We start from the raw sequence: 13,706 nt of genomic DNA on the forward strand, positions 1-13,706 counted from the left end.
CCCGGCCGGGTGGCGGATGTCAGTGGATGGTCAGCTGGCGGGACACGATTCCGGAGCGGACGCGACGGGCCTCCGTGCTCATCGGCTCGGTCGTGTTCAGCGCCTCGTCCATGGCCTTGCCGAAGGCGGCGATGGGCTCTTCGACATCGTCGGGACGGGTGCCGAACTCGAGCTCCCAGACGGGGATGATGATCCCGTGGGCGCGGAAGTAGCCGAGGAAGGAGCCGATGCCGCCGAGGTCGTTGCCGTTCTCGGCCTGCAGGCGGGCCATCGCATCGACGACGCGATCCTCGCCCTCGGAACGGGCCCAGCGGACATAGGTGCGTCCGGACATCTCGGTCCAGTAGGCGGAGTCGACCGAGGCGAGCTTCTCGGTCGGGGCGACCGAGTCGTTGGCCTGCTGCAGGGCGGCACCGACCTCGGGGTCGGTCTCGGCCTCGGGCAGCGCCCAGTAGTCGAAGGATTCGAGCACGCGGACGTCGAACGGGTGAGAGGTGTCGAGGATGTCCTGCAGGCGCGGACCCGCACCGGGTTCGGTCGTCGCTTCGATCGAGGTGCCGGGCTCCGCCTCGACGGCGGCGAGGATGCCGCGGGCAACATCGCGGGAGGCGTCGGTCGAGGACACCGGCACCTGCATGCCGGCCATGATCTCGCCGTCATCACGACGCCAGGCCTGCCAGGCAGCCGGCAGGAGCGAGGCGATCGTCACCTCATGGCCGCCGTATTCCTCGGTGAGCTTCGCGGTCGCGGTCGCCGCGGGCACGAGTTCACGCAGGCAGATGATGTCGGCTTCGAACGGCAGGTCCGCAAACGGACGTGCGACGAAAGCCGTGGCCTGCGCCCTCGCGAGGCGTTTGGCGATGAGTTCTTCCTTGGAGCGCTTCGACTTCTTTCCCATGGGACGCAAGTCTAGTCGGTGCGCCGTGAGTGCGCCGGGAGGGTCCGGCGCCGCGCCGCTCCGCTCAGCGGTCGCGGGCGACGGGAATGAAGTATCGAGTGTTGTTGGACTCGTCCATACGCACCTGCAGCTTGTCACCGGGGTGCGGGAAGGCTGAGCGTTCGGGGTTGTCGGGAGTCAGCCCGAGCGTCTCGAGCTGGATGATGCCGTGCCGGCCGACTTCATCTGCGGCGAGGACGTAGGAGTGGTTGAGTTCGCGGATCGTGACCTCGATGGCCGGCTCGGTCGGTTCGTCCGTTTCGGCGAAGGTGCGTGGTGGGGCGGAATTGCCCATGCCCAGGTACGCTCCGACGTCATCGGCGATAAAACCGGCCACGGAATCCGCCTGGGCCATGAGACCGGCGAGGATGACGGACAGTCTCTCCTGCTGGGCGTCGGACTTCAGGGCCTGCCCGGGTTTGAACAGGTGCTCCTCGGCGAGGACGCACCACGCGTCCTGCAGGATCGTGCGCAGCTGCAGTTCGACGAGGACGGAGGGCTCGGAGTCGAACGGGACTTCGACGATGAGGTGGCGACCGCGGTATCCGGAGGGTTTCGGAGTCGCGGAGTAGTCGCGCACCTCGGCGATGGAGAGGTTCGCGTCGTCGTTCGCCTCGGTGAGCAGGTCCCACAGGGCGAGCTGTTCGCGTTCGGTGCGGCAGACGACGCGAGCGCCGACGACGTCGATGACCTGGTTTTCGACTTCGACGGATTCGTGGATCTCGTCATTGGCGTCGGCGAGTTTGCGTCGCAGCTTCTCACCGGTGCGCATCCGGTCCTTGATCCGACCGTCGACGACGCGCACTCGGTCGCCGGAGAGCAGAGAGGAGGAGGCGCGGACGGACTCGACCCAGTCGTTGACCGTCTCCAGGGCGGCCCTCCAGGTGGACTCACGCCGGTCGTAGGCTTCGTCGACCAGTTCGCGGACAGTTGCTGACATCATCGTCACCTTCCTAGCTCCTGGTTCAACTTCACCAGAAGACCGGGGAGATGTCTATGGCTGTGTCGCTAATGTTGCTCAGGCGGGGCCAAGGGGTGAGACGGACGACCGGGAGGTGGTTCAGAGGTCGTAGTCGACGATGACCGGTGCGTGGTCGGACGCGCCCTTGCCCTTGCGCTCTTCGCGGTCGATCTCGCCGGCTGAGGCGGTCGCGGCCAGCGACTGTGAGGCGAGCTGGAAGTCGATGCGCATGCCCTGCTTCTTCGGGAAACGCAGCTTCTGGTAATCCCAGAACGTGTAGACGCCGGGTCCGGGAGTGAACTGGCGGGTGACCTCGCTCAGGCCGGCTCCGAGGAGGTCGTCGAAGGCTCTGCGCTCGGCATCCGACACGTGCGTGGCGCCGTCGAATTCGGCCATGTCCCACACGTCCTCGTCGAGCGGGGCGACGTTGAAGTCACCGCAGAGGACGAGTCTCTTCTCCGGTTCGTCTGCCAGCTGGGCGGCGATGTCGCTCGTCAGCGCCCGGTACCACTCGAGTTTGTAGTCGTAGTGCGGGTGATCGAGTTCGCGGCCGTTGGGCACATAGAGGGAGTAGACGCGCACCCCGTTGCAGGTGGCGGCCAGGGCGCGAGCCTCGACGACGGGTTCGTCCGCACCGAAGGCCGGAATGTCCGCAAAGCCGATCTCCGTGTCGGTGAGTCCGACGCGGGAGGCGATGGCCACGCCGTTCCACTGGTTGAGGCCATGGAAGCTGACTTCATAGCCGCGCTCGGTGAACAGTTCCTCGGGGAACTGGGCATCCTTGCACTTGAGCTCCTGGATGGCCAGGACATCGACATCCGAACGATCCAGCCAGGCCCCGATGCGATCGTGGCGGGCGCGGATCGAGTTCACATTCCACGTAGCGATTCTCACCCTCCCACCCTAAGCGGTCGGCCCCGGAGGAGAAAGCGCACCCGGCCCCCGGCAACGTGATCGCAGGTCGCCCGCCGGAGGGGGCGGCGATTGCCGGGCCCCTGCGCCGACCGCACGGCCGCGAGTCGATAAGCTGGTGCCATGCCTGACGCTCCCAACGATCATCTCGGCCACGACGGCGCCGCGTACCCCGACTCCTACTATGTGCGTCTGTCCGAGGACCGCTTCGTCTCGACCCTGCACAGTCAGGGCGCATGGCAGCCCGGCGAGCAGCACCTCGCGCCCGCCTCGGGGATCGTCCTCGCCGAGATCGAACGCCGCCTGCCCAGCGACAAGATGGTCTCGCGGGTGACCTTCGACGTCCTCGGCGTCATCCACTCCGGTGAGTTCACCATCGACGTCGAGGTCATCCGCCCCGGCCGGACCATCGAACTCGTCGAAGCCCGGATGCGCCATGGTGAGCGCACGAGCATCATCGCTCGCGCCTGGCGACTGCTGGCTTCCGACACCGAGGCGGTCGCCGGTGACGAATGGCAGCCGCTGCCCGCCGTGTCCGAGATGCCCCAGGCCCCGTTCACCAACCGCTGGGGCGGCGGCTACATCGCGTCCCTCGAAGGCAGACAGGGAGCCGACGCCCACCCCGGCTATGCCCAGTCGTGGGTGCGCAGCCCCTACCCGCTCGTCGACGGCGAGACCGACCCTCCGACCGCGGCCTTCGTCAAGTACGTCGACACCGCCAACGGCCTGGCCGTGCGTGAGGACCCGAAGACGACCTTCTTCCCCAATGTCGACCTCTCCATCCACCTCACCCGGGAGCCCGAAGCCGGGTGGGTCGGCTTCGATACGCAGGTGACGTTCGGCCCGACCGGACTCGGCCAGACCACGAGCGTGCTCAGCGACGCCGACGGCCCCATCGGCACCGCCGTGCAGTCCCTGACAGTGCGCAGAGGCCGCGGAGCGGTATGACCGACAGGGCCCCGCAGGCACCGCGAACCGCATCGTCGCAAGCCGGTGACGATGCCGCTTCGCGGCGGGGCCGGATGCCTCGACCGCGTGCCCTCATCACCGGGGCGAGTTCCGGTCTGGGGCGCGGCTATGCGCGGGCCCTGGCCGGCGATGGCTATGATCTCGTGCTCGTCGCCCGTGACGAACGGCGACTGCGGGAACTGTCCGATCAGCTGGGTGCCGCTCACGCGATCAACGCCGAGGTGGTCGCCGCCGACCTGGCGAGGAGGGACGGAATCGACGCAGTCGCCGAGGTCATCGACACGCAGCAGATCGATGTCCTCATCAACAACGCCGGCTACGGACTGCGCGGATCGCTGTTGGAGTCCGACATCGCCGCACTCAATGATCAGGATCAGGTGCTCACCGGTGCCGTGAGAGAACTGTCGCTGCTCGCGGCACGGAGGATGCGGGCCCGCGGCCGCGGCGGCATCGTCACCGTCTCCTCCCTGGCGGCGGTGACGACGATGGGCCAGTACGCCGCGTCGAAAGCCTCAACGCTCGTGTTCACCGAGGCGCTCGCCGGGGAGCTGCGGAACAGTCCGGTGACGGTCACCGCCGTTCTGCCCGGGTTCATCCGGACAGAATTCCACGAACGCCTCGGTGTCGCCCGTCCCGGTCCCGGTCTGCTCTGGCTGAGCGTCGACCAGGTCGTGCGGGAGTCGCTGCGTGATGCTCGTGCGGGCAAGGTCGTCTCGGTCCCCGGGCGCGGTTATCGGCTGGCCGGTCTCGTTGCTCCGCTGGTGCCGCGTCCGCTCATGAGGTGGGGATCGAACGGTTTCGCCTTCGCCCGTCGTGACGGTCGCTGAACGATCGACGACGCCACGTCCTGCTTCGCGGGAGAGCCGTCTCGAGGTGTGGCCCATCAGCAATTTTCGTCCGCCCAGCGAAGTGCGGTTGAAAAGTGAACTACCTCGAACTGAGCCTGTGACCAGGGGTTCTATTCTGCCATCTTCTGTGCTATAGGTTCGCGGGCGAGATGAGACAAGTGGTGAGATTCTTTACAAGCGGTGCGAAAGTGTGGTCAAATTATGGTGTTCGCCCGGTGGGGATCGGGTGAACATAACGGACGTATGGGGATGCGTCCGGGTACTCGAGGGGAGTGCTGCGAGGACCCCGGGATGTCGCGATTGAGCGCCCCGGGGTCTTTGTCATTCATCACGCTTCGCGGAGGGGCTTTGCCACTCACAACTCCTCGCAGAGGGTCTTTGTCGTCCACAACTCTTCGCGGAGTTCATGCTGCCGACCGCCGAACTTGCGGTCACTATCGGATACTTCCGCCAAAATGTAGGTCGCAAACGGACATTTCTGAGCCCGGAAAGTATCCGTTTGCGACCTGCATTTTGGGGCAGCGGCTACAGACTGACGGTGCGTTGGCGGCGGGAACGCGTGCGGGCGATGCCGACTTCGACCGCCACGGCCCGCAGCGGGGCGCCCAATGCCAGGGAGGCATTGCCCGCGACACGGTCGGCCACCTCGGCGATGAGCGCATCGATGTCCGCGCGTTCATCGGCGTCGATGTGGACGAGCAGCTCCGGACTGCGGGCGGTCCCGCGCAGGATCACCTGTGCGTCGACGACCCCGTCGGTGGACTCGAGATCGTCAGCGACCGCCTCGGCGATGACCTCCGCGTTCATCGTCGTCAGTCCCGTCCGGGCGTCGGCCTGCATCCGGAAGGGCTTCGCGAAGTCCTTCCTGGGCACCTGCACGGCCAGCCAACGCAAGGCGATGACGGCGAGGATGACCGCGACGACGAGGGCAATCACCGCCGAATACGGCAGGGCCAGCACTGCTGTCGCCGGGTCGAGACTCGCATCAGCCTGCAGCGAAGGCAGGAAAGCGGCGGCGAAACCGAATCCGATGGCGAGCACGGCCAGTCCGAGGAACAGGGCGATGAGGCCCACGATGATGAGCCCCGTGCGGTTCGCGGCAGCGGCCGTGCGTCTCATGACTGACTCCTTCGTGCCTGGACCTTCACTGTGGGTACGCGGTCGAACGAGATCGCATCGAAGCGCTGCCGCACGGCGGCCTCGACCTCGGCGCGGATCGGTTCGTGATCGCGGATCGGGGTGGAGAACGTGACGATCGTCGAGGTGGCGTTCGAGGAGGCCTTGACTCCGCTGACGCCGTCGACCTCGTCGGCTGCGGCGGCCGCGATCTGCGACAGCGCCGAGGTGGGCACGGCGACCTCGAGATCACCGATGTGATCAGGCGCGTTTGCCTTCACCCCGGTGATCCGGCGCGCACCCGGCGAGACACCGAGGAGGAGTGCGATGAGTCCGAGCAGCGCAACGATGAGGCCGGTGCCGATGACGACTCCCGAGCTCCAGTGCAATGCGGACAGCCCACCGAGACCAGAAGACGGATCCGCGGAGGTGGCTCCGGACCCGGCTGCCGTCCCGAACAGCGGCGCATCCACGGTGCCGGAGGCCACGATGGCGGCGACCGCGAACCAGCCGAGCCCCACGGCCAGGAGCAGCACCAGCAGCGCGACGACCACGGCGGGGCCGATGCGTGATGGCCGCTTGCGCAGGAGACGAGAGCTCATTGCAGGGTCCTCCTTCCTCGATCCGAACCGGCAGCGGCCGGTCGCAGCCACCGCACGGCGATGTCGACCTGGCGGACGGTGACGCCGGTGAGACGTTCGACTTCGGTGCTCAGCGTGGTGCGCACCCGATCGGTCGCCTCGGCGATGGGGGTGGGATAGCTCAGCCCCACGTCGACGGCGAGAGTGCAGCTGCGTCCGGACAGGGTGACGTCCACGGCAGGGCGGGTCTCCAGGCTCGAGTTCGCGCCGATGCCGAAGAGGCCCGCGCTCGTGCCGCCGACGCCGGGCAGGTCTTTGAGGATCTGCCCGGCGGTGCGCTCGACGACCTTGTCCGCGATCGTCAGACCGCCTCGGCGAGGGGCCGGAGCCGTGGTCGTGTCAGGAGTCGACGACACGGCCCTACCTCCGGGTGGTCGAACGCGAACTCAGCGCGGACAGGTCGAGGCGTCCGTCGAGGACGAGGCCGACGGCGAGGCCGAGACCGCCGCAGATCGCGACGACGAGGAAGGCGAGGAAACCGCCGAAGTAGGCGACGATTCCCAAGGTCAGTCCGACGAGGAGTCCGATGAGTGTTTTCGACATGGCGTTCCTTCTGCGAAGGTGGTGCTGCGGATGGGGTCAGCTGAGTTCGGGAGAGTCCTTGGCCGGCGGCTCCTCGTCGTCCTCCGGCAGGTGGACGTCGGCGACGTCGATGTTGACCTCGACGACCTGGAGTCCGGTGCCGGTCTCGACGGCGCGGATGACGTTGCGGCGGATCGCCTCGGCGACCTCGACGATGGAGGTGCCGTACTCGACGACGATGGTGAGGTCGATGGCGGTCTGCTTCTCACCCTTCTCCACGGACACGCCGCCGGAGACGTTCGTCTGCGAGCCGGGGATGCGGTCGGTGAGGGTGTCGAAGGCTCGGCGTGCGGCGGTGCCCATGCCGTGGACGCCGGGAACCTCACGTGCGGCGATGCCGGTGAGTTTGGCGACGACGTTCTCGGCGATGGAGGTCGTGCCCATGTCGGTCACGAGAGGGCTGCGCACGGAATCCTCGGCCGGGATCTGGCTGGTCGAGGCGTTCTGCTTGTTCTCTGACATTTCTTCGGGTCCCTTCGGTCGGGTGGTGTCTTCGAGAGGTGCTGACATAGGTACAGACGCAGATGGTGGGAGATCCTCACGCAGATTTCGCAAAGAATTCTCAGAGGCTCGGCGAGCGGCACGGTGAGAGGCTCGGCGAATCCGGCTGATGGCGCTCGCCGAGTCCGGTTGTTTCGCACTGTTCCGGCCCGGCGGGTTCCTCGCTCGCCGACCGATCGGCATCTCACCGCGAGTGCCTTACGATGAGGGTATGACCAGGGGAGACAGTCGCTTCGACATCGTCACCTTGGTGGTGCGTGCCCGAGAAGGCGACATCGCCTCCTTCGAAGCGCTCGTCGACGAATACGAGCGGAAGCTGCTGCGTTTCGCCCTGCGCACGCTCGGTGACCGGCAGGATGCCGAGGACGTCGTTCAGGACACGCTCGTGCAGGCGTGGAAGTCCCTCGATGCCCTCGCCGAGCCCGCGGCCTTCGGCACATGGATCTACCGGATGGCGTCGAACCGCTGCACCGATGTGCTGCGACGCCGTTCGGCCCGGCCCGCCGACGCTTCGGACCCCGAGGACTTGGGGCACCATTCGGACGGTGCGGCCTCGGTCGAGAGATCAGTCGAAGCACGCACCGCACTCGAGCATTTCACCGAAATCCTCCAGACGCTGTCCTCGGAACAGCGTGTAACGTGGGTGCTCCATCAGATGGAGGGTCTCAGCTATTCCGAGGTCGCTGCGACCCTGGGAATCAGCGAAGGCAGCGTACGCGGTCGCATCCACCGCGCCCGAGTCGCCATCGCCGAGGGGATGGAAGGTTGGGTATGAGCGACGAGACCGCCGATGCGGCAACGGGAGAGACCGATGCCCGCCTGCGCGCTGTCATCGACGAATATATGGGAGCCTTCGAGCCCGACCCCGAGGACTCGGCAGGGCTGCGCGAGCGGATCCTCCGACTCGTCCGCGACGATGCGGTGCTCGCACCCTCGACGAGGCTGCTGAGCGAACGCGGCAACCCCTTCCGGATCACGACGGCCACGGTCCGCGAGATCGTCCGCGCGGCCGTCGACGCCGTGGACGGCATCCGCGCCCGCAGTGTCACCGTGACTCCGAGCGGCGAACCGGAGGGAAGCACGGCCGATGTGGGCCTGACCGTGGCCATGCGGGCCGGGGTCGAATTCGTCCCCGCCGCGGAGGAGGTCCGGCGCGCCATCGCCCGTGATCTCGACACGGAGCTGGGGATCCCGGCGAACCGGATCGACATCACCGCCGAAGATGTCTTCGTCAGCGAAGATGCCGACACAGATGCAGCTGGCAGCCGCGCTGCCGGCAGCGAGGAGGCCGCAGATGACTGAGCCGAGGACGAGCGCAGGCAAGACGGCCGAGGCGCAGGCGAGTGCGGGCCCGTCGACCGGTGCGGGCGCACAGGAGAACGGAGAGCGCGTGATCTCGACACAGCTGACCGAGTCGGTCACGGGAATCGGCGGAGTCACCGGTCTGGCGCCCGGACTGCGCGACATGGTCGCCACCGCTGCCGCACGCGTGATGCGCAGACCCGCAGGAGGGCCGCCTCGCGTCGATGTCGCCCGCTCGGACGACGGTTGGAGTGTCCGCGTCGACGCTCACCTCGACGACAGTCGGTCCGTGTCCGAGATCGTCGACGAACTCTTCGCCGTCATCGCAGTCGACCTCCGGGCCCTCATCGACGGACCCGTCGGGGACATCGACATCGACGTTCGCGTCGTCAGCCGCGGTCGCTGAGCCCCGCCAGCCCGCCCGCCGGCTGGACGGCAGACAGCGCAGACAGCATCACGGCCCAGAAGAAGTTGAGCAGCCCAGCTCGACACTGGACTGCTCAACTTCTTCTGGGCCGTTTCCGCGTACGCCGGGCTCCCAGGCACCGTGGCTGCGGATGTCCGGGAGCCGGCGCTGCGGCTGTCCGGAGCGGACTCAGGCGGACTTGGCCTTCGACCGTCCGGTGATGAGTCCCCAGACGATGAGCACGATCAGCGAACCACCGATCGCACACAGCCAAGTCGAAAGCGAGAAGAACTTGTCCATCTCCGCGCCGAAGATCGCGCCGCCGAGCCAACCGCCGAGCATGGCGCCGATGACGCCGAGGATGAGAGTGGCGATGATGCCGCCGCCCTGCTTCCCGGGCAGGATCGCCTTGGCGATGGCTCCGGCGATGAGTCCGAGGATGAGATATGCAATGAAACCCATGTTGCTCACGTCCCTTCTGAGGCACTTGACCGGCTGGGTTGCACGGTTGAGTCTCAACTGTACAACCGGGGCCCGTCAAGAGTGCCAACCTGCGTTGATTCTTTATGACATCGGTACAGACGCAGCCTGGGCCGAATCCTCACGCAGAACCGGGCAGCGATCTTTCGGCAGCCCGGCCGCCGGACCGTGGTCGCTGGGACGGCGCTGAATGGTCGCCGATGGCCTGCACATTAGACTGGACACCATGACCGACAGCGCTGACACTCGCCGACAACTGCTCGACCTCATCGACGAACTTGCCGTGGTCCGCGGCAGAGTGACTCTCTCCTCCGGCAGAGAGGCCGACTACTACCTCGATCTGCGGAGGGTCACGCTCGACCACCGCTCTGCCCCGCTCATCGGAGATGTCGTCCTCGATCTGCTCGAATCCGCAGGACTGCTCGAGAAGATCGACGCCGTCGGCGGACTGACCATGGGCGCCGACCCCGTCGGCACCGCGGTCATGCACCGCTCCGTGGTCCGCGGCACCCCGGTCGATTCCTTCGTCGTCCGCAAGGAGGCGAAGAAACACGGCATGTCCCGCCGGGTCGAAGGCCCCGACGTCAAGGGCAAGCGCGTCATCGCCGTCGAGGACACCTCGACGACGGGTGGATCCGTGCTCACCGCGGTCGAGGCGCTCCGGGAAGCCGGCGCCGAGGTGGTCGCCGTGGCCGTGGTCATGGACCGTGACACCGGCGCCAAGGAGCGGGTCGAAGCCACCGGCATCCCGTACCTCACCGCGCTGACGACCGCGGATCTCGGACTCGACTGAGGGCCGCCTCGGCGAGGTGGGGTTCGCACTCCTCCTCGGCGCAGTTGCGGTCCGCCGATCACGACCTGGGACTCGACTGGCAATTCAGTCGAAATCGAGGACGTGGTTTGAAACATGTCTCTCATTTCAACACGATAGATGAGACACTCCCTTAGTATCGCCTGATGTAACAGTAAGGATGACGCGTGCTCACACTGAAAGAGGTTTCCCTGCGCAAGGGAAAGCGGACATATCTGGACGAGGTGAGTTTGACCGCCGAGGCGGGCCGGATCACCGCGATCGTGGGAACCCGGTCGGCTGGCCGGACCGAGTTGGTGCGCGTCATCATGGGTCTCATCGCCGCCGACGAGGGCACCGTCGAACTCGAGGACTTCGAACTCGACTTCGGTGACCGCCAGAACTTCGGCTACCTGCCCGCAGAGCGCGGCGGCTACCCGAACATGCGCGTCATCGATCAGATCGTCTACCTCGCCCGCCTGCACGGAATCACTCTGGGCGCGGCCGAACGCAATGCGCTGACTCTGCTGTCGCACCTCGACCTCGCCGACCGCGGCTACGCCCCGCTGAAGAATCTCTCCGGCGCCGAGATCGCCCGCGTCGACATCGCCGCCACTCTCGCGGCCGACCCGGACGTCGTCGTGCTCGACGATGCCTTCGCCGGCCTCGATGCGGCCTCGCTGCGTCTGGTCATGTCGCTGCTGCGGGCGCACGCCTCCTCGGGCGTGCCCGTCATCCTCGCCACCGACGATTGGGAGGCCGCACAGACCTTCGCCGATGACGTCATCGTCCTCGGTCAGGGCAAGGTCACCGCGTCCGGCAGCGTGGAGAAGCTGCTCGGCGATCCGCGCTACCGCGTCGAGACCACCGACACCGAGGCGGCAGAGTCCGCTTTGGCGTCCCGGACCGGAATCAGCGATGTGAGCGTCTCCCGTGGTGAGGGCTCGGTCGTGAGCTTCCGCGCAGATGACGCGAAGACCGCCGCCGCGGCAGTGGCGGAGCTCAAGAGTGTGAAGAACTTCGAAAGTGTCCGCCCGACACTGGCCGAGCAGTACAAGGAGGCTCTGTAATGGCGCGCAAGGACAAAGGTGCGAACGACGAGTCCCCGGAACCGCTCGTGTCGAAGGGCACAGCCGGCGACGGCATCGACGACCTCGGTGTCCCTCTCGATGACGACATCGAAGTGACCGAGGACGACACCGTCGAGAACGGCTCCGCCGAGCCCGATGAGGTTCCCGCTGAGCCCGACGACGACACTGTCGCGAACGGCTCCGCCGAGCCCGACGACGTTCCCGTCGAACTCGCCGAGGACGGTCCCGACCCCGACGAACTGCCGGAGACCGGACTCGTCTCTGAATTCGTCGATGTCGGCAACCGCCAAGCCGCATGGCTCGTGTCGAACCGGGAGTCGACCACGGCGATGCGCAGCCCCTATTTCCTCGTCACGGCGGGCGTGATCATCCTCGGCGTGCTCGCCGCGATCATCACCGGCATCGTCGCTGACGCGCAGAAGGATTCGGGCACGCCGACCATGGCGATGGTCGGGGTGGGCGAACAGGCCCAGATGTACGAACAGCAGCTGGGGGTGAAGATCACCGACGCCAAGGATGCGTCCGCGGCGGAGAAGCTCGTGCGCGAAGGCAAGGTCGATGCGGCGTTCATCCAGGACCCCACCGGTCAGGCCCAGCCGACGATCATCGCTCTTGACGAGCAGCCCGAAGCGCTGCTGGAGAAGCTCGCCCCGAAGACCGAGGCGACTCTGCTGAAGACCCCGGCGGTCGAGGGCACGGTGGCCACACCGCTGCTGTGGGGCATGGTTGCGTTCGCGCTCCTCGTCATCGCGACGTTGGGCACCTCCCTGTATCAGAACCTGCGGCTGGAGAAGCGGAATCGGATCACGGAGATCATCGCGGCCACGGTTCCGCCGCGCGCCTCCGCTTCGGGACGGATCACGGGCATGCTGTCCCTGGTCATCGTCCACATCGTTGTGGCAGCGGTCATCGTCGAACTCGGCCTCTCGCTGTCGGGCAAGACCTCGCTGGCCTTCGCCATGCTGCCGGGTCTGGGCTGGTTCGCACTCACCCTGCTGCTCACCGCGTGGTCGGTCTTCGCCCTCCTGGTCTGGGCCTCGACCGTCGTCGGATCGAAGGCGCGCACGACCTTCGTCTCGATTGTCGGCGTCATCACCGTCGCCGGGTTCTTCGCTCCGGTCATCCTCGGTCCGACGGGCATGACCGCGAAGGTCCTGTCCTGGACTCCCTTCACCTCGCCGCTGGGCATCGCCGGTCGTTTCTTCGCAGGCCAGGCCGAGTGGTGGGAGGGCCTCATCGCCGCCGGCATCGCCCTGCTGCTCGCGGTCATCGTCCACGCGCTGGCCTCGGGTGCCTATGTGCGTTCGGTCCTCAGCGGAGGCGGACGCGGAGGCCGGACCGTGAAGATGAGCAAGCGCGCGCAGAAGGTCGGCGCCGGATCGGTGTCCGCGAAGAAGGACGACGCGGAGGCGTCGGACGATGCCAAGTCGGACGATGCGGACGACGCGCAGCCCGCAGCCGCCTCGGCGAAGGAATCCGCTGAGAGCGGATCAGCCGCAGGCGAGGACGCGAAGTCGGCGGATGAGCCCCGCGACGAGAAGTGACCGAGAACGCTGAACCGCAGGTGGGGGTCGGTCCTTGGACCGGCCCCTGGCCTGTGGAAGAGCGCTTCGACCCCGAGCTTCTGCGCGAAGGCGACCGGCGCAATGTCGTCGACAAATACCGGTACTGGAAGCACGATGCGATCGTGGCCGACCTCGACGCCGCTCGGCACGACTTCCATGTCGGAGTCGAGAACTGGCAGCACGACCTCAACATCGGTTCGGTGGTGCGCACCGCGAACGCCTTCAACGCCGCAGCGGTGCACATCGTCGGCAGACGCCGGTGGAACCGGCGGGGCGCGATGGTCACCGACAAGTACCAACACGTCATCCACCATCCGAGCGTCGACGACCTGCTGAGCTGGTGCGCCGAGAACGACGTGCCCCTGCTGGGCATCGACAACTTCCCGGATTCTGTTCCGCTCGAGACCTACGACCTGCCCCGACGGTGCCTGCTCCTGTTCGGTCAGGAAGGACCGGGGCTGAGCGAGGAAGCGCACCAGGCGAGCCGAGACGTGCTCTCCATCGCCCAATACGGGTCGACGAGGTCGATGAATGCCGCGGCCGCCGCCGCGATCACCATGCACTCGTGGGTGCGCCGCCACGTCTTCGACCAGCCCGTGGGCTGA

General features: G+C 67.0%; 18 protein-coding genes. 9 read left to right on the forward strand and 9 right to left on the reverse strand.

What is annotated here, in order from left to right; genetic code table 11:
• Positions 1 to 19: 19 nt before the first annotated feature.
• The 3 genes from ACSE4D_RS09725 to ACSE4D_RS09735 form a co-directional block, all read right to left on the reverse strand.
• Positions 20 to 898 (reverse strand): DUF5926 family protein, encoded by an 879-nt coding sequence (locus ACSE4D_RS09725; protein WP_135541792.1) that lies wholly within the window; start codon positions 896 to 898, stop codon positions 20 to 22.
• 64 nt (positions 899 to 962) lie between these two features.
• Positions 963 to 1,880, reverse strand: a complete 918-nt coding sequence (locus ACSE4D_RS09730; RefSeq protein WP_240690031.1) for a GTP pyrophosphokinase — start codon at positions 1,878 to 1,880, stop codon at positions 963 to 965.
• Between the two features lie 117 nt (positions 1,881 to 1,997).
• The gene (locus ACSE4D_RS09735; protein WP_135541794.1) at positions 1,998 to 2,792 is read right to left on the reverse strand and encodes an exodeoxyribonuclease III; all 795 of its coding nucleotides are present in this window, start codon (positions 2,790 to 2,792) and stop codon (positions 1,998 to 2,000) included.
• A gap of 141 nt (positions 2,793 to 2,933) precedes the next feature.
• On the opposite strand from ACSE4D_RS09735, the gene ACSE4D_RS09740 reads away from it, so the two are divergent.
• Both ACSE4D_RS09740 and ACSE4D_RS09745 read left to right on the forward strand, forming a co-directional pair.
• Entirely contained in the window at positions 2,934 to 3,758 is an 825-nt protein-coding gene (locus ACSE4D_RS09740; protein ID WP_425118997.1) for a thioesterase family protein, read from the forward strand.
• Positions 3,755 to 4,606, forward strand: coding sequence for an SDR family NAD(P)-dependent oxidoreductase (locus ACSE4D_RS09745; RefSeq protein ID WP_240690033.1), 852 nt, complete (start codon positions 3,755 to 3,757; stop codon positions 4,604 to 4,606). Before ACSE4D_RS09740 ends, ACSE4D_RS09745 begins: the two co-directional genes overlap by 4 nt.
• Before the next feature lie 546 nt (positions 4,607 to 5,152).
• Here the strand turns inward: ACSE4D_RS09745 and ACSE4D_RS09750 are convergent.
• Genes ACSE4D_RS09750 through ACSE4D_RS09770 form a run of 5 tightly spaced genes read right to left on the reverse strand, consistent with a single transcriptional unit; the run spans position 5,153 to position 7,428 of the window.
• The gene (locus ACSE4D_RS09750) at positions 5,153 to 5,746 is read right to left on the reverse strand and encodes an alkaline shock response membrane anchor protein AmaP (RefSeq protein ID WP_425118996.1); all 594 of its coding nucleotides are present in this window, start codon (positions 5,744 to 5,746) and stop codon (positions 5,153 to 5,155) included.
• The gene (locus ACSE4D_RS09755; RefSeq protein ID WP_425118995.1) at positions 5,743 to 6,345 is read right to left on the reverse strand and encodes a DUF6286 domain-containing protein; all 603 of its coding nucleotides are present in this window, start codon (positions 6,343 to 6,345) and stop codon (positions 5,743 to 5,745) included. The genes ACSE4D_RS09750 and ACSE4D_RS09755 overlap by 4 nt, the downstream gene beginning before the upstream one ends.
• Entirely contained in the window at positions 6,342 to 6,740 is a 399-nt protein-coding gene (locus ACSE4D_RS09760) for an Asp23/Gls24 family envelope stress response protein (protein ID WP_425118993.1), read from the reverse strand. The genes ACSE4D_RS09755 and ACSE4D_RS09760 overlap by 4 nt, the downstream gene beginning before the upstream one ends.
• Before the next feature lie 4 nt (positions 6,741 to 6,744).
• On the reverse strand, positions 6,745 to 6,927 hold the full coding sequence (locus ACSE4D_RS09765; protein ID WP_135541803.1) for a DUF2273 domain-containing protein: 183 nt from the start codon (positions 6,925 to 6,927) through the stop codon (positions 6,745 to 6,747).
• Between the two features lie 36 nt (positions 6,928 to 6,963).
• Positions 6,964 to 7,428, reverse strand: a complete 465-nt coding sequence (locus tag ACSE4D_RS09770; protein WP_425118992.1) for an Asp23/Gls24 family envelope stress response protein — start codon at positions 7,426 to 7,428, stop codon at positions 6,964 to 6,966.
• A gap of 148 nt (positions 7,429 to 7,576) precedes the next feature.
• On the opposite strand from ACSE4D_RS09770, the gene ACSE4D_RS09775 reads away from it, so the two are divergent.
• The 3 genes from ACSE4D_RS09775 to ACSE4D_RS09785 are packed head-to-tail and all read left to right on the forward strand — an operon-like array spanning position 7,577 to position 9,175.
• A complete protein-coding gene (locus ACSE4D_RS09775) occupies positions 7,577 to 8,242 on the forward strand; it encodes an RNA polymerase sigma factor (RefSeq protein WP_240690035.1) in 666 nt (221 codons plus the stop codon).
• Positions 8,239 to 8,769, forward strand: a complete 531-nt coding sequence (locus ACSE4D_RS09780; RefSeq protein WP_436325880.1) for a hypothetical protein — start codon at positions 8,239 to 8,241, stop codon at positions 8,767 to 8,769. The genes ACSE4D_RS09775 and ACSE4D_RS09780 overlap by 4 nt, the downstream gene beginning before the upstream one ends.
• A complete protein-coding gene (locus ACSE4D_RS09785) occupies positions 8,762 to 9,175 on the forward strand; it encodes a hypothetical protein (RefSeq protein WP_425118991.1) in 414 nt (137 codons plus the stop codon). Before ACSE4D_RS09780 ends, ACSE4D_RS09785 begins: the two co-directional genes overlap by 8 nt.
• 189 nt (positions 9,176 to 9,364) lie before the next feature.
• On the opposite strand, the gene ACSE4D_RS09790 is transcribed toward ACSE4D_RS09785, so the two are convergent.
• Positions 9,365 to 9,637 carry a GlsB/YeaQ/YmgE family stress response membrane protein gene (locus ACSE4D_RS09790; protein ID WP_135541809.1) on the reverse strand — a complete coding sequence of 91 codons (273 nt, stop codon included), beginning with the start codon at positions 9,635 to 9,637 and terminating at the stop codon, positions 9,365 to 9,367.
• Positions 9,638 to 9,881: 244 nt separating this feature from the next.
• Between ACSE4D_RS09790 and pyrE the strand changes: the two genes are divergently transcribed.
• The 4 genes from pyrE to ACSE4D_RS09810 all read left to right on the forward strand — a co-directional run bounded on the left by pyrE (position 9,882) and on the right by ACSE4D_RS09810 (position 13,706).
• A complete protein-coding gene (gene pyrE / locus ACSE4D_RS09795; RefSeq protein WP_426936974.1) occupies positions 9,882 to 10,448 on the forward strand; it encodes an orotate phosphoribosyltransferase in 567 nt (188 codons plus the stop codon).
• Between the two features lie 185 nt (positions 10,449 to 10,633).
• Entirely contained in the window at positions 10,634 to 11,515 is an 882-nt protein-coding gene (locus ACSE4D_RS09800; protein WP_135541812.1) for an ABC transporter ATP-binding protein, read from the forward strand.
• Positions 11,515 to 13,080, forward strand: a complete 1,566-nt coding sequence (locus ACSE4D_RS09805; RefSeq protein WP_135541814.1) for an ABC transporter permease — start codon at positions 11,515 to 11,517, stop codon at positions 13,078 to 13,080. The genes ACSE4D_RS09800 and ACSE4D_RS09805 overlap by 1 nt, the downstream gene beginning before the upstream one ends.
• Positions 13,077 to 13,706 (forward strand): TrmH family RNA methyltransferase, encoded by a 630-nt coding sequence (locus tag ACSE4D_RS09810; protein WP_135541816.1) that lies wholly within the window; start codon positions 13,077 to 13,079, stop codon positions 13,704 to 13,706. Before ACSE4D_RS09805 ends, ACSE4D_RS09810 begins: the two co-directional genes overlap by 4 nt.

This window comes from Brevibacterium sp. FAM 27836, assembly GCF_051351055.1.
GTDB lineage: Bacteria > Actinomycetota > Actinomycetes > Actinomycetales > Brevibacteriaceae > Brevibacterium.